This window comes from Peptoclostridium litorale DSM 5388, assembly GCF_900141635.1.
Classification (GTDB): Bacteria; Bacillota; Clostridia; order Peptostreptococcales; family Peptostreptococcaceae; genus Peptoclostridium; species Peptoclostridium litorale.
Map to the genome: position 1 here is coordinate 112,001 of NZ_FSRH01000007.1, position 22,711 is coordinate 134,711.

Here is a 22,711-nt window from a genome sequence, read left to right on the forward strand (position 1 = left end):
TTTTATTGCATATCAGTCTCTATGCCATGCTTTTCTATCTTCCTGTAGAGTGTATTTCTCGCAATCCCCATGGCCCTGGCCGCCTTTGTAATGTTTTTATTGTACATTTTCAGCATTTTTATTATGTGGCCTTTTTCAATACTGTCCAGGTCCAAGATCGCTCCACTTTCAGGCTCTTCATAATTTTGAGGCTTTTCACCCGTTTCCATTTCAGGCAAGCATTCCATATTTATAACCATCTCTATGAAATTTTCAAGCTCCCTTATGTTTCCCAGCCATTCGCATTCCATAATACGCTCCATATAACCACTTGTTATTTCAACAGGCTTTTTGTTGAGCTTGTTTGATATGATATCCATGAAATACTCCACCAGAAGGGGTATGTCCTCTTTCCTTTCCCTAAGAGGCAGCAGCCTTATGGGGAGAACATTGAGCCTGTAGTAGAGATCTTTTCTGAATCTGCCCTGCTTCATCTCCTCGTCTAAGTCCTTGTTTGTAGCCGCTATTACCCTTATGTCAACCGGAATTTGCATTTGTCCCCCTATCCTGTTTACAACTCCTTCTTCTATAACCCGAAGGAGTCTCACCTGCATGTCGAGAGGCATTTCCCCTATCTCATCCAGGAATATTGTCCCCTTGTTTGCAATTTCGAATTTTCCGGGCATACCGCCTTTTTTCGCTCCTGTAAAGGCTCCCTCTTCATATCCAAACAGTTCCGATTCTATAAGGCTCTCCGGTATTGCGCCGCAGTTTACCGCCACAAATCTTTCTCCGCTCCTACCACTATAATTATGTATGGACTGAGCAAACACTTCTTTTCCAGTGCCGCTTTCTCCCGTTATGAGTATTGTGGACTTGCTTCCAGAAATCTTTTTGGCGTATTCCACGCTCTTGACAAATTTTTCGTCTTTGCCTATTATTTTTTCAAATTCGTATACCGCCCTTCCCCTTTTGATGTCTCCGTCATGCTTTCTGGAAAGCTTTTTGTCGCTCATTATCAATACGGCGTGGGTGACTTGCCTTTCGTCTCCAAATAAGGGCTTTGCCTGTACATATATCCTCTGTCTGTTGCTGATTGCATTTATATATGCATCCGACTCGTATTCCTTTCTGTCTATGAAAACTGCCTTTTCTATATCGCACCACTCGCTGAATATGTCACCTGCAAACCTGCCGTGCAGTTCTTTTTTCGAATAGCCAAACAGTTCAATTGAATTTTGATTGAATTCTATTATGTTAGACTGAGAATCCACCGTGAAAATGCCGCAGTCCACGCTTTTAAATATCTCCTGCATTTTGTCCCTCTCGAATTTTATTGTCCTTACATATTCACTCGACTGTATCATCTTTTCCACTGCGCTTACGCATGCAACCACCATGCCGAGCGTGTGGGGATGAACCTGGCTGCTGTATCCGGTAAGGTCTATAATCGCGCATATTTCTCCATTTGCATCCCTTATCGGCGCCGCCGAGCACGTCCATCTGTGATAGGCGCTTATATAGTGCTCCTCACCCGATACCTGGACTCCCTTTCCTTCCAGAAGAGCCATTGCCATGGCATTTGTGCCTATGCTTTCCTCGTCCATATGTGCACCTGGGATCATTTTGAAGCCGTATGCCTCGCCCAGTATGTCCTCGTCGCCTATCATGTTGAGTATGCACCCGCATTTGTCGGTGAGAACCACAAAGAAATTAGAGCCCTTGACGAAATTGTATATGTCATTCATAAAAGGCATAGCATTTATTATTATCTCCTTGTTCTGCTCAAGCTTTTGCTGGAGCTTTTCGCCGCCTATTATGTTCCTGCTGTATACCATTTCTCTTTGTATTCCCATGGATATACATCTTTCATGTGATCTTTTTATCTGAGGTTTAAAATCCACAAAAATCCCCCCCATATATTATTCGATTTAATATACTTTGAATTGTAAAAATCCCATGCCTTGCGGCATGGGATGCTTTGTATTTTTAGTTTTTCTCTACTTCTTCGTATTCTTCTCCAAAAGTTTCAACGCTCATCTCTTTAATCCTTTGAGGCTCAAGAGGCTTGTCCATGTGATCCCTTTGAGCAGACACTATATTGTCCACTTCTTCCATTCCGCTTATAACTCTTCCAAATGAAGCATACTGACCGTCAAGATGAGGTGAGTTCGCTGTCATTATAAAAAACTGAGAACCCGCAGAGTCAGGATTCATGGATCTTGCCATCGAAAGAACTCCTCTTTCATGCTTTAGGTTGTTAGTCTGTCCGTTCATCGAGAACTCACCTTTTATAGAGTATCCTGGTCCCCCCATTCCGCTTCCTTCCGGGCAGCCTCCCTGTATCATAAAGCCCGGTATAACCCTGTGGAATATAAGTCCGTTATAAAATCCGCTTTTTACTAGTGATATGAAGTTTCTCACTGTATTTGGCGCTATGTGCTCGTAAAGCTCAGCCTGAATCTTGTTTCCACTTTCCATTTCAATTGTAACTACTGCATTCTTTTTCATTTACATTACCTCTCCCTTATTCTAAATTTTCATCTTCTACAATTTCATATCCTGACTCAATCTTTTTGATCTTTCCGCCTTTAAGCAGCTTTCCCACAGCTCTTTTGAAATCCCTTTTGCTCATGTTGAGGTTTCTTTGGATGTCATCCGGAGAGCTTTTGTCATTAAGACTCGTGCTTCCGCCAGAGCTTTTTATGAATTCTATAATTTTATTTGCATCATCATCCATTTGCATGTGTACAAGCTTTCTGGTTGAAAGGTCTAGTTTTCCATCTTCCCTTTTCCTTATCACCCTTGCTCTTACCCTATCTCCCTCTGAAAGCTTTTCAAAGCATTCACTTTCAGGTATAAGTCCCCTGTACTTGTCATCCACGGCAACAAGCGCTCCTATACCTTCCTTTATGAGATATACAGTTCCTTCCACCCAGTCATTTTTTTCATAACTGCTCTCGTCGCTCAGGTACTCATATATATCCGTAGTTGCACTTATTCTGCCTGTCTTGTCCAGATATAAAAGCACGAGATAGCTTTTCCCGTTTTGCACCTTGTATGTCTGCTCCGAAAACGGAAGCAGCACGTCCTTGTCAAGTCCCCAATTCAAAAATGCACCTATTTGGGTGTTTTGGACAACTTCAAGATAAGCCAGATCACCAACGCATCCGGCCGGTATTTTCATTGTGGATATGAGCCTGTCACTTGAGTCCTTGTATATGAACACAGTCAGCTTGTCTCCAATCGACGCGTCCGGCGGAACTTCCTTGGATGGAAGAAGCACTGTATCTTCACTCGAAACCTCTCCAAGATAAGCTCCCTGACTTTCAAATTTTTTAATTTCAAGTTCGTTAAAAACACCTATGTTTAACATTGTTTTCCCCTTTAATTGAATTTTTGCATTTCATATTTATTCCTCTATGTCGAATATTTTCGTCAGTATCATATTGAATATACTCAATATAACGGCTCCTATTATGGACCCGAAAAAGCCTCTGACCTCGAATCCCGGAACCAGCGCTGCAGTTATATATAGCATGAATCCGTTGATTGCAAGAGTGAAAAGTCCCAACGTGAGAAGGTTGATCGGGAGCGTCAAAAGAAGCACTACAGGCTTTAAAAAAAGGTTCACAATTCCAAGTATTACCGCTGCAACCAAAGTGGCTCCTATTCCCGACACATCTACCGATGCCAGCATCTTCGCCGTGAGGAATATACTCAGAGCCGACACTATCCACCTTGCAATAAAATTCTTCATCATATGCATCCACCTCCCATAAAAGATGTACAATTCACAGCATCATTACTTCAGATAAAATGAATACTATTCCCAGTAGGCCCATTATGCTTAAAATGGGCTGTTAGGAATATAATATATTATTTACATCGCATAATTTTCATTATAGACTAATAATCTCCACTTCCATGCTTTCTACAGCTTCGTCCACTAGTCTTTCCACATCGAGAACCGACTCCGATTTGATTATCTTGTCAACCCTAGGTCTTGTGACTGGATGCTTTGGCAGGAACACCGTGCAACAGTCTTCTTCAGGTATTATTGAAGTTTCATAAGTCTCTATTTTCTTTGAAATATCTATTATGTCTATCTTGTCGAATGCTATTAGCGGTCTGAACACCGGAATATCAACCGCATTGTCAGTAACCTCAAGCCCGTTTATGGTCTGAGATGCCACTTGGCCTATGCTCTCTCCCGTAACAAGGGCATTGCAGTTTTCCATCTTTGCGACCTTCTGGGCTATTTTCATCATGAACCTTCTTGCTATTATAGTAAGCTCGTCCTCAGGGCAATTTTCGTTTATCTGCTTTTGTATTGGCAGAATGTTTACGCTGTGGAACTTTATAGGGCCACAGTATTTCGAAAGAGTCCTAGCAAGTTCCTTTACCTTTTCAAGAGACCTTTCGTTTGTGAACGGATAGCTGTGATAGTGGATAGCCTCTATCTCAACGCCTCTTTTGGCAACCATCCATGCAGCCACGGGGCTGTCTATTCCGCCTGAAAGAAGAACCATCGCCTTTCCGTTTGTTCCAAGAGGCATTCCTCCGAAGGCGTCGATTTTATCCGAATAGCAAAGACAGCTGTCTTCCCTGACTTCCACGTGCATTATGACGTCAGGATTGTTTACATCAACCCCTATTTTTCCGTCAAGATTAGAAAGAAGGTAGCCTCCCATGTCCCTGCTTATTTCAGGTGACTTAAGATTGAAGCTCTTGTCAGTTCTTTTTGATTCGACCTTGAATGTAGATGCGTCTTCAAAATCTATCTTGTCCGTTAAAAGCTCAAGAGCCTTTTCCTTTAAAAGGTCGTAGTCCTTTTCGATCATTATCGCAGGGCTTAGAGAAAATACGCCGAATACCTTTTTAGCTTCCCTTATTATGTCCTCGTAGTCATACTCCCCTATTCCTATATATAGCCTGCCGTGCTTTCTGTAAACACTTATATCCCTTCCTATGGCCCTTAAGCTGTTTTTAATGTTTGAAATAAGCTTTTTTTCAAAAACAGGCCTGTTTTTTCCCTTTACTGCTATCTCACCATATCTTACTATTATCACGTTATACAATATTATCACCCCGTATATTATCTTTTGACTATTTTCCTGTACTCCTCAACATGTTTTTGAACCATTTTAGCCCCCGCAAGAATCTGTGATTCGTCGTTCATTCCCGAAAGGCTAAATCTTATCGCGCCGTCAAGCTCTTTTGGCGAAAGTCCCATTTCCAAAAGAACATGGCTTCCCTTCTTCTTTGATGAGCATGCAGATCCGGTCGAAACGTAAACCCCGTCCTGCTCAAGCGAGTGAAGAAGAACCTCTCCTCTAACCCCTAAAAACGATACGTTCAGCACGTGGCATGCACCATCTTCAGGAGAATTGACCTTTATGTCGTCTATGTTTTTTTCTATTTCAAATCTGAGCATATCCTTGAGCCTTGAAATCTTTTCAACATTTCCCTTTATATTGTCTACTGCCCTTTCCGCGGCCATTACAAATCCCATTATTCCAGGGATATTTTCAGTTCCAGACCTTATTCCCATCTCCTGGCCTCCGCCTGTGATCATGGGCCTTATCTTGGTTCCTTCTTTTATATAGAGTATTCCTGCGCCTTTTGGACCGTGTATCTTGTGTGAGCTCACCGACATTAAGTCTATTCCATATTTAGACGGCTTAAAGTCTATCTTCCCGAAAGACTGGACAGCATCAACAAAAAAATAAGTTTTGCTTCCTTTTTTCCTGGAAAGATATTTCCCTATCTTTTCTATGGGCTGCACACTTCCCGTTTCATTGTTTACATGCATTATAGCTGCGAGCACCGTGTCTTCTCTAAGAGACGATTTGAAGCTGTCAAAGCTTACCACTCCGTTTTCATCTGGCTTTAGGTATGTAACCTCGTAGCCCTCCTCCTCAAGCTCTTTCACTGTATTGAGTACGGCAGGATGCTCGATGCTTGTAGTTATAATATGCTTTCCAGCCCTCTTGTTTGCCTTTACTACTCCCCTTATGGCCATGTTGTCGGATTCAGTTCCTCCCGATGTGAAAACAATCTCCTTTTCATTCGCGCCGATAAGGTTTGCCATCCTCTTTCTCGCGCCTTTGAGTTTCTTTTCAACTTCAAGGCCCATCCTGTGAACAGAAGAAGGATTTGCATAATGTGTTTTTAAATATAAAAACATTTCATCTGCAACCTCGTCGTAAACTTTCGTAGTCGCACTGTTGTCCATATATATATCCAAAAAATCACCCTCTTTTACAGTCATTACAATCACGCTTTTTCTATTATATCACACTGCCTGCATACTTGTTAGCCGTGAAAAATACACAGTTTCTTTTCAAATGATTTATATCGGTTTGATTATACTTTAAATTGTATGCGCATATATATACACACTATAAAAGATTACCCGTTTCAAGACAACATATGTCTTTTACAACCGTACATTACACACTCCCCCTACTTTCCAATTACAACAATGGCTCTATATCCTGCTTGCAGGCTTTATTATCCATTCAAATCTGTTTTAAACATTTTTTCAAAAAAAAATCACAAAAACCGTTGCAGAATTTGTCGCTTTTTGTTATACTGTCTTTAGTGGTTATCCCCCTGACAACCCGAATAAAATCTCTATTCTCAATACCCCTTTCGAACGGATTTTCACACTTTTGTGTGAACCCGCTTTCTTGATGAAGAAAGCGGGTTTTTTTTTAGACATATCAAACCTACGGAAAAGGCATGTGCCATATGAGCCCGCATTATATAACCCCTATGAGAATTTACAAAAATAGTAATACAGTATTACTATTTCATCGAATACATGGACGCCCATCGCACACAGTTTTATATATTTGTAAAATATATATGACTATTCTCAAAAAGATGATACTATTAAATAAACTATATCTACGGCAGAGCTGCAGAGCACGTCCGCTTAATAAAATAAATCAAAAAGGAGCTGGAGTATGAAAGATACCGTTGCAATAGTATTCACCGGCGGAACCATATCGATGACAATAGACCCTCGAATCGGCGCCGCAATACCTTCTCTTTCAGGAGAACAGATAATGTCAATGGTTACAAACATTGACAAGATAGCTTCAACAAGGGTTATAAACTTTTCCGAGATACCAGGCCCACATATGACTCCTCAAAAGCTTATGGATCTTAAAGCGCTTGTTGAAAGCCTGCTTTTGGACCCTGAAATAAAAGGGATCGTGGTTACTCATGGAACAGACAGCCTTGAAGAAACCGCTTATTTTCTTGATCTTACAATAAAAAGCGAAAAACCCGTTGTAGTAGTTGGAGCAATGAGAAACAGCTCTGAGCTTGGATATGACGGCCCGAGCAACCTTGCTGCAGCTGTATGTACAGCAGTGTCTGAAAAAGCAAAAAACAAGGGTGTTCTCGTAGTACTTAACAATGAAGTCAATTCTGCTCTTGAAGTCACAAAGACAAACACATTGAGCCTTGGTACATTCAGGTCGCTTTCTTATGGCCCTATTGGAATAATAGACAATGACATATTGATACTCCACAGAGATATAATACAAAGACAGCACATAAAAACTTCTACTCTCGAAGAAAAGGTTGCTCTTTTTAAAAGTGTAATCGGAATGGATTCTGACCTTATAAACCATTGTGTGGATGCCGGGTACAAGGGGATAGTCATAGAGGCCATGGGCAGGGGTAACATACCGCCTTCAATGCTCGAAGGCGTACAGCATGCCATAAGCCATAACGTACCCGTAGTAATAGTTTCAAGATGCCCTTCAGGAAGGGTATTGGACACATACGGATACGAGGGAGCAGGAAACTCCCTCAGAAAAATGGGATGCATATTTGGAGGAGAGCTAAACGGACCTAAAGCCAGAATAAAGCTCATGCTTGCGCTCGGAACGACTGATGACATGGACGAGATAAGAGATCTATTTGAAAAAGACGAATACAATTAAACCTGCCTGTTTCAGTCCAAAATATAAAGACAGCAAAATCGCCATATGCGATTTGCTGTCTTTTGTAGTTATACTTATATTTTAAAGCTGCTCTCCAGATATGAATTCATATATAGGCTTTCCAGGAGGAACTATAGGATATACGTTCTCATCCTTGTCTATTACGCATTCTATGAATACAGGCTTCCTGTTATCACCTGCATAGTCAAGCGCCGCTTCCAATTCATCCATGTTTTCTGCTTTGAATCCCTTTATGCCATAAGCATCTGCAAGCTTTACATAGTCTATCTTCTCATCTGAATCAGTCTGAGAATACCTTTTGTTTGAAAACATCTTTTGCCACTGCCTTACCATTCCAAGGCTTCTGTTATTAAGCAGCATCACTACAACAGGCAGGTCGCATTTTGAAAGCGCCGCAAGCTCGTTGCAGTTCATCCTGAAACTTCCATCTCCAGTTACAAGAACCACTCTCTCATCCGATTTGCCAAGCTGCGCGCCTATTGCAGCTCCAAGGCCGTACCCCATTGTTCCAAGCCCCCCAGACGATATGAAGGTCCTTGGTTTTTTGAACTTCCATATCTGGGCAGTCCACATCTGGTGCTGGCCTACATCAGTTGCAACAATGGCATCCTCGAATTTAGAGTTTGCAGCATTTAATATGTTAAGCGGATTAAATGCCTGCTTGTCATGGTTTTCTGGAGCTTTCCAAGAAGATATCTGCTCATGCCAGTCGCTTCTGTCCAACTTTTTCATCCTGTCCTTGAGCACTCCAAGTACATATTTCAAATTCCCCTGTATTGGAAGATATGCATCCATGTTCTTGTTGAGCTCTGTTGCATCTATGTCTATGTGTATTATTTTTGCGGAAGGTGCGAATTTTTGAGGGTTTCCTATAACCCTGTCACTGAATCTCGCTCCCACTGCTATTATAAGGTCGCTGTTTGTAACGGCCATATTGGCCTCCTCATATCCGTGCATTCCAACCATGCCGAGTGAAAGACGGCTGCTTCTAGGAAAGCTTCCAAGTCCCATGAGTGTGTTGACCACAGGTATGTCTCCCTTAAGGGCAAATGCTGTAAGCTCGGCTGCTCTGTTTGAGGATACCACTCCTCCACCTGCATATATTACAGGTTTCTTTGCAGAGTCTATCATTCCTATAGCATCTTCCAAAAGCTTTTCGTCAAGCCCGCTTTCATCTGCTTTGACAACTTCACTTGATTCAGCCCTTTCATATTCAACCTGTGAAGTAAATACATCCTTTGGTATGTCTATAAGCACAGGTCCAGGCCTTCCTGAAGATGCCACCTCAAAAGCCTTTCTCATTACATCTGCAAGCCTGCTTATATCCTTCACCTGATAATTGTGCTTTGTTATAGGAAGAGTCATTCCCACTATGTCTATCTCCTGGAATGAATCTTTTCCCAAAAGCACTCTTGGCACCTGTCCTGTTACCACGACAAGTGGTACCGAGTCCATATATGCCGTCGCTATTCCAGTGATTATGTTTGTGGCACCGGGACCCGAAGTCGCAAAGCACACCCCTACCTTTCCAGTGGCCCTGGCATATCCGTCGGCTGCATGTATAGCTCCCTGCTCATGGGATGTTCTGACATGATTAAAGTGGTCAGATTCATCGTAAAGAGCATCATAAAGTGGAATTACGGCTCCTCCCGGATATCCAAATATAGTATCTACTTTTTTTTCTTTCAAACACTCTAGTACAACCTGAGCCCCGCTTAAAACCACATCATTCACCCTTTCTCAAAAAAATTATGTCTTAGTCTTTTTTAAATACTGCTCCCTGAGCTGCCGAAGAAACCATCTTTGCATATCTTCCAAGATACCCCTTGTAACTCTTCTGCTTAAGCTGAACCGACTCTTTTCTCTTTGCCATTTCAGCTTCGTCTACAAGCAGATCGAGTATTCCGTTTAGCATGTCTATCTTTACAAGGTCTCCCTCCATCACATATGCTATTGGTCCTCCCTCGCTTGCTTCCGGAGACACGTGTCCTATTGCCGCTCCTCTTGTTCCCCCTGAGAATCTTCCATCTGTTATAAGCGATACGTGCCTGTCAAGGCCCATTCCTCCAAGTGCCGATGTAGGAGAAAGCATCTCTCTCATTCCAGGTCCGCCCTTTGGCCCCTCGTACCTTATTACTATAACGTCACCTTTTTCTATTTTTCCTGAGAGTATAGCCTCTACAGAATCCTCCTCCGATTCAAACACCCTTGCCTTTGCAGTAGTTTGAAGCATCGCGTCAACAACGGCCGACTTTTTGACTACCGCACCGTCAGGAGCAAGGCTTCCCCTTAGCACCGCAATTCCCCCGGTAGTGCTGTGAGGCTTTTCAATCGATGCAATCACATCGGATTTTTTCTCTTTTCCCTTTATTACTTCTCCCATGCTCTTTCCTGTAACCGTAATCTGATCAAGGTGAATCATTCCTTCAAGTTTTGAAACCTCGTTTATCACAGCGGTTATTCCCCCCGCCATGTTAAGGTCCTCTATATGGTGAGGTCCCGCTGGAGAAAGCTTGCAAAGATTAGGAGTCTTTGAACTTATGTTGTTTATCTTGTCAAGGTCTACATGCACTCCCGCCTCATTTGCTATGGCAGTAAGGTGGAGCACTGTGTTTGTAGAACATCCAAGCGCCATATCAACTACAAGGGCGTTTTCAAACGCCTTTTCAGTAAGTATGCCGCTAGGTCTTATGTCCTTTCTCACAAGCTCCATTATCTGCATTCCGGCCTCTTTTGCAAGTCTTTTCCTATGCGAATATACGGCCGGTATTGTTCCATTTCCAGGAAGGGCCATTCCAAGCACTTCGCTCATGCAGTTCATTGAATTCGCAGTGAACATTCCAGAGCACGACCCGCATGTCGGGCAGGCGTCCTCTTCAAGATTGTATAGCTCTTCTTCAGTGATCTTTCCGCTCGCAAGCGCTCCTACTCCTTCAAATACAGTTGTAAGATCCGACTTGCCGCTTAATGACCTTCCCGCAAGCATAGGCCCGCCGCTTACAACTATAGCAGGAATGTCAAGTCTGGCTGCAGCCATAAGCATTCCCGGAACAACCTTGTCACAATTCGGAATAAGCACCAGCCCGTCAAAGCCGTGTGCCCTTGCCATTATCTCTATGCTGTCCGCTATTATCTCCCTGCTCGCAAGAGAATATCTCATTCCCTCGTGGTTCATCGCTATTCCATCGCAAACCGCTATTGTAGGAAATTCAAACGGGGTTCCGCCCTCCATAAGCACTCCCTTTTTCACGGCTTCAGCTATTTCCCTGAGCCCTATATGTCCGGGAACTATCTCATTGAAGGAATTTACAACTCCTATGAAAGGTTTTTCAATCTCCTTGTCACTAAGCCCCAAAGCCTTCAACAAAGACCTGTGTGGAGCTTTCTGGCTTCCGCATTTTACATTTTCACTATTCACAATCGCTACCCCCAAAACCGTTTAGTCTGTATTATCTTATTTGTTTATCCAAGTCATCATAGATCTTAGCTCTTTTCCAACCTCTACTATAGGATGCTCAAGTTCATTTCTCTTTATAGAGTTGAAATTAGGCCTGTTAAGCGCATTTTCCATAAGCCAGTTTCTTGCAAATTCCCCATTTTGGATTTCAGAAAGCACCTTTTTCATCTCTGCTCTGGTCTCGTCAGTAACCACTCTTCTTCCTATCATGTAGTCTCCGTATTCAGCAGTATCAGATATGCTGTATCTCATGTTTTCGAATCCGCCCTCGTAAAGAAGGTCCACTATAAGCTTTAGCTCGTGAAGGCACTCGAAATATGCGACTTCCTTTTGGTATCCCGCGTTTACAAGTGTATCAAATCCTGCCTTTATAAGCTCTGTAACCCCTCCGCAAAGTACTGCCTGCTCTCCGAAAAGATCTGTTTCTGTCTCTTCTTTAAACGACGTCTCAAGAACTCCTGCTCTTGCCGAACCTATTCCTATTGCATAAGACATTGCAATATCTCTTGCCTTGCCGCTGTAGTCCTGATGGATAGCTATAAGAGCCGGAACTCCCCCTCCTTCGGTGTACACTCTTCTTACAAGGTGACCAGGTCCCTTTGGAGCTGCCATGAATACGTCTACGTTTTCAGGCGGTGTAATCTGAGTGAAGTGTACGTTGAATCCATGTGCAAATGCAAGTGCATCGCCTTCATTAAGATTGTCCTTTATGCTCTCCTCGTAAACCTGTCTTTGCTTTTCATCCGGAATAAGCAGCATTACTACATTAGCCATCTTTGCAGCCTCAGCAACTTCATATACCTCGAATCCATCTTGTCTCGCCTTTTCAGCTGACTTGCTGCCCTTGTGAAGCCCTATTACAACATCCGCTCCGCTTTCCTTAAGGTTTAGCGCATGGGCGTGACCCTGGCTTCCATATCCTATTACCGCAACTTTTCTGTCCTTTATCACGTTGAAATCTCCGTCTTTTTCGTAGTACATTTTTGCCATTTTAATTTTCCCCCTTAAGTTCTTCTATTTCAAATACATCTACAAGCTTTTCCATATGCTTTATTGCCTGATTTACTCCAAGTCTTTCTCCATCATTTATAGTTATAAAAAGGCTTGATGTCCCACAGTCTGAAAAATCCATTTGTAAATTTTTTATAGAGAATTCCTTTCTTCTCAAAACTCCTACAACTCTCAAAAGAGATTCCATACCGCTTTCAACCTTTACACTTAGCATTCTATCCATATTAATTCCCCCTCCGAAATATTTTTGAAGATTTCGAATATTCAAATTTCGATATTTGCAGCTCTCCCCGTCATTCTGATTCTCAAATATATATGTTAACAGCTCGGCCCACTTTTGAATTTTTGTAAACAAAAAACCTTCGCTCCTACAACTATAATATATAGTTATAGGGACGAAGGTATATATTCCTCGTGGTACCACCCTAATTCATGGCAAAAGCCATCTCTAAACTCAGGTCAGGGGCAAGCCTTAACCATATAGCCATATAACGGTGGCGACCGGCCTTGCCTACTTGGATTCTTTCGACTTGGCAGCTCGGGAGTGATCATTGTACACCTCACACGATGCTAATTTCCACCAACCATTAGCTCTCTATAATCATGCAAACAGGTATTTTTGTCTCCGTCTAAACTTTTGACTCAATTCATTTCATTTTCGATTTCTATGTATGCTATTATAAAAGCATTCAGACAATATGTCAAGCATATTGTCTGAATTTTTTATGTTTTTAGTATTTTTTGATATTGACCTCTTTTTCCTCGAGCTCTTTCTTTAAATGTTCTATCTCTTTCGCCATCTGCTTTATTATGTTCTTCATTATCTTTATTATCTGTTCTTTTTCCCTAAGTTCTAGATCTCTCTCGTCCATAACCATTCCCCCATGTCAAAACCAGCTGCTGTTTTACGTTGCAAAGCTATATATACTAATACATATTTTTTATTTATTATACCCACACAACCCTAATTTAAAAAAGATTTTCAAAATTTCATACAGGATGATTTTATTTTATTTAATCTTTTTGTCGAAATAAGTCGCACAGCTAATTCTAGTCCCAATCCAGATTTTTAGTTTACTTCAAATTCACAAGAAACAACCGCTGTGATTTCTTTTTCTATTGACGTGGTATCATTTATTCCATAGTCGGATACTTCATTTGAATAAAGCGGAGTAATTTGAAAAACCCCAAGTCTTGCGGACCTTAGTTTTCCAGGCTTATTTCCTGTTACAGAAAGAAGTTTCTGCGCCCTTTGCTTCGAATCCTGCGCCGCAAGCTCTATCATCTCTAATTTCAAATCTGAAAGTTTTGTATAGAAATATTGTGGGGAATTAGACTGAAATTCAACACCCTCATTTATAAGTTCCGTAGACTTTCTTGAAATCTGTGTTATCTTGTCTATATCATTAGAATTTATTTCAACATTTTGATAGAGCCTATAGCTTTCAATTCTGTTTGTATATACGCCATTAGGCAAAATTTCATTATATGTTGATGTATTTATCGCCGAAAAGACTATGTCCTGTTCAGGAACTCCGTTTTCCACCAGATACTCCTTTACCTTTTTTGCACTTTCACTTAGCATGCCATATGCATTCGACAATTCTGACGACTGCACGCTAAAACTGCCTGTCCAAACTGCAAAATCGGATTTGATCTGTTTTTTTGCCGAACCTTTAACCGAAAGGGTGTTTTGAAGCGACTTTACCTTTACAAATCCTCCCATAACTACAATGGATGAAATAATTAATGCTACCGACAACATAAGAGCCGCCACAGGTATAGCTTTATTTTTGCCGCCGTTTTCCATAATAACCCCTCCAATCCGTCTATACAAACATCAAAAGACTTATCGCCATTACAATCATTCCCGATATAAGACCGTATATGGATATGTGATGTTCCCCGTATTCCCTTGCTGCCGGAAGCAGTTCATCAAAAGATATGAACACCATTATCCCAGCAACCCCCGCAAAAAGAATCCCAAACACAAGATCATTGAAGAACCTAAGGAAAAGCACATATCCCACAATCGCTCCGATAGGCTCTGCAAGCCCCGACAAAAACGAATAGTAGAATGCCTTTTTCTTGTTTCCAGTGGCATAATATATTGGAACGGAAACGGCTATCCCCTCGGGAATGTTATGTATTGCTATCGCAACTGCAATTGGGATTCCAAGGGATACATCCTTAAGAGCCGCTGTAAATGTAGCAAGTCCTTCTGGAAAATTGTGTATACCTATTGCAATCGCTGAAAAAAGCCCAAGCCTTAAGAGCTTTGTCTTTTTATCCGTTTCCCCGCCGCGAAGCTCCTCGACTTCTCCCATTTGCTCAACACTTCTCACTTCGTGCGGGTTTTCAAATGCCGGAACAAGTTTGTCTATTACAGCTATAAAAGCCATTCCCCCAAAAAAAGCCGCCACAGTTATCCAGTTTCCCAGCTTCACTCCCATAAATTCAACAAGAGAGTCCTTGGCCTTAAAGAAAATTTCAACAAAAGACACATAAACCATGACTCCTGCTGAAAAACCAAGTGAATATGACAAGAATTTTTTGTTAGTAGTTTTTGCAAAAAATGCAAGTGCGCTTCCCACACCAGTTGCAAGGCCTGCAAAAAGTGTCAGTCCAAATGCCATCATCAAGTTTTCACTAGGCATAAGCTTCCTCCAATACAATAAGTTTCAATAGTTTTATACAAATATGATATCCATTATTATCCTCTTCAAACCCATTTTGTAATTTTGCGAATCTTCTTAACTTTACATTATATCACATTTTTATCATCATTATTACATTTTCATTATCCCTTCCCAGCCGTCTATTTTTTTATACTATTTTACTTTCATTGTGCACTATTTTATTTTCCTCTTGTGATAAGCTTCTTTTTTAAACAGGCTATATAGTCAAGTACCTTTATGCCATCGCCAAACTTGACCGTTATGGTTTTTTCATCTTTTTCTATAACAAGTCCCCTTTTAAAATTCTTGTGATACACATATTCACCTTTATCTGCGCATTCTGCACATGTATACATTTCATCGACAAACCTGGATGGGCTTGTCGATTTGCCGTATTTTTGCTTTGGAACATATATTTGAACGCTGTCTTTGGCCCTTGTGAGCGCAACATAAAAAAGTCTTCTTTCCTCTTCCATACCTTCTTCCACGCTCTTTTCATGCGGAGATATCCCCTCTACAGCGCCTATTACATATACATTCTGGAATTCCAGACCCTTTGCGCCATGCATTGTTGTAAGCGTAACGCTGTTTTCAATTTTCTTTTTTCTCTGCTCCAAAATTTCTGTTTTGACATTGTCTATGTGCTCAATAAATGCTTTTATATCCGAAAAATACTTAGCCGATTCCTGCATCTCGTCAAGGACTTCAAAAAGCCCCTCAGGCTTTATGCTCCTCTTATCCGAATACTCCAGTATATACCTGTCATATTCTATCTGGGTCCTTAAAACAGAAATTGCATCCTCAGGTGCAGCACTTGACATCAGAGCCAAATCCCTTTTCATCTCGTCGAGCGTCTTTATCTGCACCTTGTGGAGATTCGAATACCTCTTTAGCCCTTCTATAAAGTCCATGCATCCCCTTGCACTAGCTATGCTGTCCTTTGAGATGTATCTGAAGGGCTTGTTTATTATCCTCTTGTAGTCGTCTCCCGACGCCATTTCACACGATGCCTTGAGATATGCTATGACATCCTTTGCGACCCAGTGGTCGTAAACAGTGACTATCCTGTCAGCAACCGTGAATGGTATGTTGTGGTCCATAAAAATATCTATTACAGCCCTGGACTGCATATTTGTCCTGTATATGACCGCAAAGTCAGAAAAGTCCATTGAAACCTTTCTTACCCTTTCCATTATGTCATTTGCTATTTTTTCAGCCTCGTCTACAGAATCCTTGGCGCTGACAATGTTCACGTCACCATCATCCTCTCTTACAGGCTTTATATTCTTAAAATTTCTCTCTCTGTTATTTCTTATGAGGCTGTTGGCCGACTCAACTATGCTCGCCGCAGACCTGTAGTTTGAGCTAAGTATTATCTTCCTTACAGGCGAGAAATAGTTTTCAAACTCGCTTAAAAACTCCGGCCTTGCGCCTCTGAACCCGTATATGGACTGGTCCTCGTCCCCCACCACGAAAATGTTTTGCTCGCTTGACACCAGCATTTTCACGGTCTCAAGCTGAACCCTGTTTATGTCCTGAAACTCGTCTATTAGTATATATTTGTACCTGCCTCTTACATATTCAAGCGCCTTCTCATCCTCCTCAAAAAGCCTGTGCGTAAGTGTCAGCATGTCATCGAAGTCTATCTTGTTCATCTCTTTTTTGTAATTTTCATACGATTCGAACACCTTTTGCAGCTCATCATTTGAAATCACTTGGGAATTGAACTCCCCGATTGGAATCATGTCATTTTTTATATACGAAATCTCAAGTATCACCTCAGATACAAAATCATCATCTTGGGCGTTTTCCACCGAAAACGTCACCAATATGTTCTTAATGATCTTTTTTTTCGAATTTTCATCAAGCACATTGTCAGAGCTATAGGCCCTAAATGCCCTGAGCATCCTGAAAAACACCGAGTGGAACGTTCCAAATGAACAATTGCAGCTCTCCTGGCAAATCCCTATGGCCCTTTCCTTCATTTCGAGCGCAGATGCTCTTGTAAAGCTTATTGAAAGTATGTTTTTAGGACTTACTCCATTGTTTTTTATCAAATTCGCAATCCTGTATGTTATCGCCCTGGTCTTTCCAGAACCGGGACCCGCTATTACAGCGCATGGACCCTTGAAATGCTTCATAGCCTCTATCTGTTCGTTATCCAACCCATTGTACATATCGCCATTACCCACCTTCTATATAAAGCTTTTAGCCATCAGCTGCCAATTCACATCTGTATTCGGTAATATACAGCTCCTTGATATTTAACACTCAGTCAAAGTATAATATACACAAGAAAAGCCAAAATCGAACATATTGAATTTCCGCATGGAAATCTCTACAGCAGCTATAAAACTCAAACTTATAATCATAATAAACTACGGACTATCCACTTATTATGATAACATATGTATTTCCTAAAACAATTTTTACAAAATATTTACTAACTTTTAATTTTAAAATATAGTTCACATCCCGTCCAGCTCTCCAATCCGCTGCATTAAAAGACGGGTTCCAACGAACTTTCCTGTTAAAAAGGAGGACTTAATTCATGGAAATAATTTCGCATACTATGGATGAAAAAATGGGACTGCCTGAAAATCACTGCATATTCGACATAGAGACTACGGGACTCAGCCACTCGCATTCCCACGTTATACTCATAGGCGTTCTTTTCGAAAAAGACGGCAAGACGCATATAAAGCAGATTTTCGCACACAACAGGCAAAGCGAAAAGGAGCTTCTATTTTATTTCAAGGAGCTCTTCAATACATTCGAAGGACACATATCGTATAATGGGTTTTCATTCGACATCCCTTTTTTAAATGCGAGGCTTGAAAATTGCGGTATAGATTTTCATATCGAAAAGGAAAACGGAATAGATCTTCTTAAAATTGTAAGGTCAAACAAGGATCTTCTTGGCCTTGAAAGCTGCCGCCTAAAGGATATAGAAATAGCCCTTGGAATACAAAGAGACGACACCATTTCCGGAAAAGAAAGCGTACAGCTTTACGAATTGTTTGAAAAGAGTCAGGATGAAAATCTCAAAAGTAAAATACTGCTTCATAACCACGACGACATATACTATCTTTCAAAGCTTCTAAATATAAGGGACTTTATAAAAAGCAAAAAGGCCCAAAACTCTACCTCCTTGAATATAAACGGGCAAGAATCTCTGGCATTTATGGAATCATTCAAAGTGAAGGGTCTTTCACTCTCAATTGTTTACAGCCTGAGTTCAAATATTCCGATGCCCTTTGAGGTTTATGAAAAAAACTTCAGCGTAAAATCAAAAAATGATTCTATAGAAATGGACATAGATCTCATAAGGGCAAACCACTCAGACGGAAAAAGGCTGCTTGCTTTTGACGCAGGCAGCCTGATTCCAGTAAAAAAAGAGTCTTTTATCAAGGAAAATATATCCCAAATAGGAAGCCTTATACTTAGGGCCCTATTTCCCCTGTAAAATATACTTGATGCTTTTGGAAATCATGTCTATTATGTCAGGGGCTAGGAGTGAGTACTCCCCAAACTCTTCAAGCGCAAACCTTCCCGCTATGCTGTGTATGTAAACACCCAGCATGGCAGATTCCGAAAGGGAATACCCCTGCCCCAGCATGCTCACTATTATGCCCGAAAGCACATCTCCGCTTCCCGCAGTGGCCATGCCTGGATTGGGATCGCAGCATACATATGTCTGCTCTCCGGGCGATGCTATAATCGTAGCAGTCCCCTTGAGCACCACTGTGACTCCGTAGTCTGAAGCAAATTTTCTGGCAACGCTTATGCAGTTTTCAATCACATATTTGGTATCCGTCCCCAGAAGCCTTGCCATTTCTCCTATATGAGGAGTTATTATTATGTCCTTTTTCCTAATTATCTCCAGATTACCCTTTAGCACATTGAGCCCGTCGGCATCTATTACCATAGGAACCTGAGACTTGACAAGTTTTTCCACAAGTGCTTTTCTTTCACTGGCCTGCGACAGTCCCGGCCCTACGAGTATCGCATCCATTTTTTCAAGGCTTTCAAGCATGAAGTTTGCATCCGAAAAGTCTGATTCCACAGTTATTACTTCTGCGTTTTTACCCGATACCGCTGCAAAAGTGTTATAGTCAACATAGAGGTTGACTATTCCGCTTCCGCTTCTCATGGCCGCTTTCGAGCAGAGTAGTGCCGCACCTGGCATATTCCTGCTTCCAGCCGCTATGCCGATTTTACCGTACGTCCCCTTGTGTGAATTTCCCTTTCTCTTTTTGAACATTTTGCATATGTGCTCCTTGTCGAGAATATTCCTGTCAAAGTCGTTCAGTATGGCTTTTGGTATTGAAATGTCGACAACCTCGGTCTTTCCGCTGTGATATATTCCGTCATTTATTATGTGGGCAGGCTTGTAAGATGCAAATGTAACCGTCTCATCCGCATTGACTGCGCATCCCATTACAAATCCCGTGTCTGCATTTATGCCTGAAGGCAGATCTACTGAAAATACATATTCCTTAGGCTCATATTCGTTTATGCACTCTATCACATCTTTCATTTTTCCCTCTACAGGTCTGTCTATTCCTATTCCAAATATCGCATCCACTATGACTTCAAAACTGTTTTCATTCATGAAATCCTTAAAGTCATCTCCTGTATATGCATAGGCCACCTTTATCCCCATCTTCTCAATTATTTCAAGATTTAAGAGGGCATCTCCCCGTATGTCCTCCTTCTTCCCCGCTACAGAGACAACTACATCATATCCGTTGTTGCTAAGATGTCTTGCCACGACATAGCCGTCTCCTCCATTATTGCCTATTCCACATGCCACAAGCATTTTTTTATCTTTGCACGGAAAGCGCCTTTGTATTATTTCAAATGTCTTTCTCCCCGCATTCTCCATGAGCACCATTCCCGGTATTGAATATTCCCTTATCGCCTTTGCGTCTGTACTTTTCATTTCAAAAGAAAACAAAACTTTTTCCAAATCCATCTCCTCCTATGTTTGTTTTATACGTTTATTATAGCAAATACACATGCACTTTATACGAAATACAATCAATATTTCTATATATTTTTAGAAACACCCGAACATTCACAACTTGCGCACCTGTACATATATGGTTTAACTAAAAAGAACCGGCGTCTGCCGGCTCTTTTCATCTGTCTATCTATTTATAGGTTTTACATTCCATATATCTGCTGCATATCTTCTTATGGTTTCATCACTCGAAAACTTCCCTGAACGTGCTATGTTCACCAGTGACATTTTTTGCCATTTACATTTATCCTCATAAAGTACGCTTATCCTCTTTTGGGCCTGTACATATGAATCAAAATCTTTTAATATGAAATATGGCTCATTGTCTCTGGTCAGCGCATATCTTATGCCGGCAAACTCCTCATTGCCCACTCCCAAAAATCCATTTGTAAGCTGGTCCACAACTCTTTTTATCCGAACGTCCGAATTATATATGTCCAAAGGTATGTACCTTCCATTATTGTAATACTCAAGTACATCATCCTTTTCAAGGCCAAACAAAACTATGTTTTCATCTCCCACAGACTCATGTATTTCTATATTAGCTCCATCAAGAGTCGCAAGGGTTATAGCTCCATTCATCATGAATTTCATATTTCCAGTTCCAGAAGCTTCCTTTGTGGCAGTTGATATCTGCTCGCTCACGTTTGCCGCCGGAATCATTATCTGAGAAAGCGAAACCCTGTAGTTTTCAAGAAATACAACCTTCAGCTTGCCTCTGACCCTGATATCGTTGTTCACCCTGTCGGCCACCGTGTTTATAAGCTTTATTATGTTTTTTGCCATATCATATCCAGGTGCAGCCTTCGCACCAAATATAAATGTCCTTGGTGTCATGTCCATATTGGGATTTTCAATCAGTTTGTTATATATGTGCATTATATTGAGTACATTCAAAAGTTGCCTTTTATACTCATGAAGCCTCTTGGCCTGTATATCAAATATCGAGTTTGGGTCCACATCTATTGAGTAGATGTCTTTTATGTGATTTGCAAGCCTAATCTTATTTTGATGCTTTATTTCATACAGTCTGTCCAGAAACGCACTATCATCAATATGTTTTTCCAGCTTCCTGAGCTTTCTCGGATGCTTTATCCACTCCGTGCCTATTGATTCGCTTATAAGATTTGAAAGTCCTTTATTCGACTGCAACAGCCACCTTCTATGGGTTATACCATTTGTCTTGTTGTTGAACCGGTTTGGATAAAACTGCGCAAAATCCCTAAGCTCTTGTTTCTCCAGAAGCTCTGTATGAAGCCTTGCAACCCCATTTACGCTGTGGCTGCCCACTATTGAAAGATATGCCATTTTGACATATCCATTTGCTATTATTGCCATCCTCGCTATCCTATCCCAATCGCCATTATATTTTTTCCACACATTGGCGCAAAATCTTTCGTTTATCTCATATACTATCATGTATATCCTTGGAAGAAGGCTTTTGAACATGTCTATTGGCCATTTTTCAAGCGCTTCCGCCATTATTGTATGGTTTGTATACGATATTGTGTTTGTAGTGATCTTCCAGGCCTGATCCCAGCCAAGCCCTTCCTCGTCCATGAGTATCCTCATGAGTTCTGGTATTGCAAGCGACGGATGAGTGTCATTTATATGTATAGACACATATTCATCAAACTCTTCTATAGGCCTTTTATTCTTTTTAAAAGTCCTAACTATGCTTTGAATTCCCGCAGACACAAGAAAATATTCCTGCTTGAGCCTCAAAAGTTTCCCTTCCGGGTGGGAGTCATTTGGATAGAGCATTTCAGATATAGACTCTACAAGATAGTTGTATTCCATTGCTTTAAGGTAATTCCCCTTGTTGAACAGCGAAAAGTCAAAATCTTTTCTTGCAGGTTCAGCGCTCCACAATCTCAGCGTATTGACAGTGCTGTTAGTATGGCCTACAACCGGCGTATCATATGGGACTGCAATTATAGGTTCATAGTTTTCGTGTATGAACTCCATGCTTCCGCTTTTACTGCTAGCCCTTACATCTCCCCAAAATCTTACCTCCACGGATTTGTCCGGCTTTTTTATCTCCCATATGTTTTCTTCTGCAAGCCATTTTTCAGGCCTTTCCACCTGGTATCCATCCACTATTTCCTGCTCGAAAAATCCCCTCTTGTATCTTATGCCGCATCCATGCCCCGGTATTCCTATGGCCGCCATGGAATCCAAAAAGCACGCGGCAAGTCTTCCAAGACCGCCATTCCCAAGCCCCTGGTCCTTTTCTACATGGAGTATCTCATCAAGATCTATACCCAGTTCACCGAGGCCGTCTTTGCACACCTCAATTATGTCCAAATTGATCAGGTGCTTTTCCAAAAGCTTTCCAGTCAAAAACTCCATCGAAAAATAATAAACCTGTTTTGTCCCTATTCGGCTGTATGCAGTGTTTGTATCCACCCAGTTTTTCGAAAGATAGCCCCTTACAATACTTCCAAGCGTGGCATATAAATCCCAAGCCGAAGCCTCCTTGACACTTTTTGCCCTTTTCGCCATAAGCCCATTTATAAAGTCGCTTTTGAATCTCTTTTTGCTCAAATCCATTGCGAAAACCTCCCTGAAATCT

Annotated in this window: 18 protein-coding genes and 1 other annotated feature; of the genes, 2 read left to right on the top strand and 16 right to left on the bottom strand. The window is 41.3% G+C overall.

Annotation, left to right across the window (positions count from 1 at the left end; all coding sequences use genetic code 11):
- Positions 1–2: 2 nt before the first annotated feature.
- The 6 genes from BUQ87_RS08200 to BUQ87_RS08225 all read right to left on the bottom strand — a co-directional run bounded on the left by BUQ87_RS08200 (position 3) and on the right by BUQ87_RS08225 (position 6,229).
- Positions 3–1,883, bottom strand: coding sequence for a sigma-54-dependent Fis family transcriptional regulator (locus tag BUQ87_RS08200; RefSeq protein WP_242943811.1), 1,881 nt, complete (start codon positions 1,881–1,883; stop codon positions 3–5).
- Between the two features lie 85 nt (positions 1,884–1,968).
- Positions 1,969–2,490 (bottom strand): peptidylprolyl isomerase, encoded by a 522-nt coding sequence (locus BUQ87_RS08205; RefSeq protein WP_038262582.1) that lies wholly within the window; start codon positions 2,488–2,490, stop codon positions 1,969–1,971.
- Positions 2,491–2,506: 16 nt separating this feature from the next.
- A complete protein-coding gene (locus BUQ87_RS08210) occupies positions 2,507–3,355 on the bottom strand; it encodes a CvfB family protein (protein ID WP_038262579.1) in 849 nt (282 codons plus the stop codon).
- 36 nt (positions 3,356–3,391) lie between these two features.
- Positions 3,392–3,742: a phage holin family protein gene (locus BUQ87_RS08215; protein WP_242943812.1), complete on the bottom strand. Its 351-nt coding sequence runs from the start codon at positions 3,740–3,742 to the stop codon at positions 3,392–3,394.
- A 139-nt stretch (positions 3,743–3,881) separates the two neighbouring features.
- On the bottom strand, positions 3,882–5,060 hold the full coding sequence (thiI, locus tag BUQ87_RS08220) for a tRNA uracil 4-sulfurtransferase ThiI (RefSeq protein ID WP_038262576.1): 1,179 nt from the start codon (positions 5,058–5,060) through the stop codon (positions 3,882–3,884).
- 17 nt (positions 5,061–5,077) lie between these two features.
- Positions 5,078–6,229, bottom strand: coding sequence for a cysteine desulfurase family protein (locus BUQ87_RS08225; protein WP_143182433.1), 1,152 nt, complete (start codon positions 6,227–6,229; stop codon positions 5,078–5,080).
- Positions 6,230–6,953: 724 nt separating this feature from the next.
- Between BUQ87_RS08225 and BUQ87_RS08230 the strand changes: the two genes are divergently transcribed.
- Entirely contained in the window at positions 6,954–7,943 is a 990-nt protein-coding gene (locus BUQ87_RS08230) for an asparaginase (protein ID WP_038262570.1), read from the top strand.
- A gap of 81 nt (positions 7,944–8,024) precedes the next feature.
- On the opposite strand, the gene ilvB is transcribed toward BUQ87_RS08230, so the two are convergent.
- The 8 genes from ilvB to BUQ87_RS08265 form a co-directional block, all read right to left on the bottom strand.
- Positions 8,025–9,689 carry a biosynthetic-type acetolactate synthase large subunit gene (ilvB, locus tag BUQ87_RS08235; protein WP_038262567.1) on the bottom strand — a complete coding sequence of 555 codons (1,665 nt, stop codon included), beginning with the start codon at positions 9,687–9,689 and terminating at the stop codon, positions 8,025–8,027.
- 31 nt (positions 9,690–9,720) lie between these two features.
- On the bottom strand, positions 9,721–11,382 hold the full coding sequence (gene ilvD, locus BUQ87_RS08240) for a dihydroxy-acid dehydratase (protein ID WP_038262564.1): 1,662 nt from the start codon (positions 11,380–11,382) through the stop codon (positions 9,721–9,723).
- A gap of 36 nt (positions 11,383–11,418) precedes the next feature.
- Positions 11,419–12,411, bottom strand: a complete 993-nt coding sequence (gene ilvC, locus BUQ87_RS08245) for a ketol-acid reductoisomerase (RefSeq protein WP_038262560.1) — start codon at positions 12,409–12,411, stop codon at positions 11,419–11,421.
- 1 nt (position 12,412) lies between these two features.
- Positions 12,413–12,655, bottom strand: coding sequence for an ACT domain-containing protein (locus BUQ87_RS08250; protein ID WP_038262558.1), 243 nt, complete (start codon positions 12,653–12,655; stop codon positions 12,413–12,415).
- 165 nt (positions 12,656–12,820) lie between these two features.
- Positions 12,821–13,073: a binding site (T-box leader), on the bottom strand.
- A gap of 90 nt (positions 13,074–13,163) precedes the next feature.
- Positions 13,164–13,304, bottom strand: a complete 141-nt coding sequence (locus tag BUQ87_RS15170) for a hypothetical protein (RefSeq protein ID WP_159434290.1) — start codon at positions 13,302–13,304, stop codon at positions 13,164–13,166.
- Positions 13,305–13,501: 197 nt separating this feature from the next.
- Complete coding sequence (locus BUQ87_RS08255) at positions 13,502–14,242, bottom strand: SIMPL domain-containing protein (RefSeq protein WP_038262555.1); 741 nt, start codon at positions 14,240–14,242, stop codon at positions 13,502–13,504.
- A gap of 19 nt (positions 14,243–14,261) precedes the next feature.
- Entirely contained in the window at positions 14,262–15,089 is an 828-nt protein-coding gene (gene zupT, locus BUQ87_RS08260) for a zinc transporter ZupT (RefSeq protein ID WP_038262552.1), read from the bottom strand.
- A 200-nt stretch (positions 15,090–15,289) separates the two neighbouring features.
- Complete coding sequence (locus BUQ87_RS08265) at positions 15,290–17,287, bottom strand: ATP-dependent helicase (protein ID WP_038262548.1); 1,998 nt, start codon at positions 17,285–17,287, stop codon at positions 15,290–15,292.
- A 374-nt stretch (positions 17,288–17,661) separates the two neighbouring features.
- Between BUQ87_RS08265 and BUQ87_RS08270 the strand changes: the two genes are divergently transcribed.
- Positions 17,662–18,576, top strand: a complete 915-nt coding sequence (locus BUQ87_RS08270; protein WP_052635957.1) for a ribonuclease H-like domain-containing protein — start codon at positions 17,662–17,664, stop codon at positions 18,574–18,576.
- Here BUQ87_RS08270 and BUQ87_RS08275 read toward each other — a convergent pair.
- Both BUQ87_RS08275 and BUQ87_RS08280 read right to left on the bottom strand, forming a co-directional pair.
- Positions 18,562–20,082 (bottom strand): bifunctional ADP-dependent NAD(P)H-hydrate dehydratase/NAD(P)H-hydrate epimerase, encoded by a 1,521-nt coding sequence (locus BUQ87_RS08275; RefSeq protein WP_052635955.1) that lies wholly within the window; start codon positions 20,080–20,082, stop codon positions 18,562–18,564. The two genes, BUQ87_RS08270 and BUQ87_RS08275, sit on opposite strands and share 15 nt — an antisense overlap.
- A 180-nt stretch (positions 20,083–20,262) precedes the next feature.
- Positions 20,263–22,689, bottom strand: a complete 2,427-nt coding sequence (locus BUQ87_RS08280) for a glycogen/starch/alpha-glucan phosphorylase (protein ID WP_038262543.1) — start codon at positions 22,687–22,689, stop codon at positions 20,263–20,265.
- Between the last annotated feature and the right edge of the window lie 22 nt (positions 22,690–22,711).

Excerpts from the sequence above, each read along its gene's own strand:
- BUQ87_RS08205 (WP_038262582.1), bottom strand. The coding sequence starts at position 2,490 with ATGAAAAAGAATGCAGTAGTTACAATTGAAATGGAAAGTGGAAACAAG.
- BUQ87_RS08210 (WP_038262579.1), bottom strand. The coding sequence starts at position 3,355 with ATGTTAAACATAGGTGTTTTTAACGAACTTGAAATTAAAAAATTTGAA.
- BUQ87_RS08215 (WP_242943812.1), bottom strand. The coding sequence starts at position 3,742 with ATGATGAAGAATTTTATTGCAAGGTGGATAGTGTCGGCTCTGAGTATA.
- BUQ87_RS08230 (WP_038262570.1), top strand. The coding sequence starts at position 6,954 with ATGAAAGATACCGTTGCAATAGTATTCACCGGCGGAACCATATCGATG.
- ilvC (WP_038262560.1), bottom strand. The coding sequence starts at position 12,411 with ATGGCAAAAATGTACTACGAAAAAGACGGAGATTTCAACGTGATAAAG.
- BUQ87_RS08250 (WP_038262558.1), bottom strand. The coding sequence starts at position 12,655 with ATGGATAGAATGCTAAGTGTAAAGGTTGAAAGCGGTATGGAATCTCTT.
- BUQ87_RS15170 (WP_159434290.1), bottom strand. The coding sequence starts at position 13,304 with ATGGACGAGAGAGATCTAGAACTTAGGGAAAAAGAACAGATAATAAAG.
- BUQ87_RS08255 (WP_038262555.1), bottom strand. The coding sequence starts at position 14,242 with ATGGAAAACGGCGGCAAAAATAAAGCTATACCTGTGGCGGCTCTTATG.
- zupT (WP_038262552.1), bottom strand. The coding sequence starts at position 15,089 with ATGCCTAGTGAAAACTTGATGATGGCATTTGGACTGACACTTTTTGCA.
- BUQ87_RS08265 (WP_038262548.1), bottom strand. The coding sequence starts at position 17,287 with ATGTACAATGGGTTGGATAACGAACAGATAGAGGCTATGAAGCATTTC.
- BUQ87_RS08270 (WP_052635957.1), top strand. The coding sequence starts at position 17,662 with ATGGAAATAATTTCGCATACTATGGATGAAAAAATGGGACTGCCTGAA.
- BUQ87_RS08280 (WP_038262543.1), bottom strand. The coding sequence starts at position 22,689 with ATGGATTTGAGCAAAAAGAGATTCAAAAGCGACTTTATAAATGGGCTT.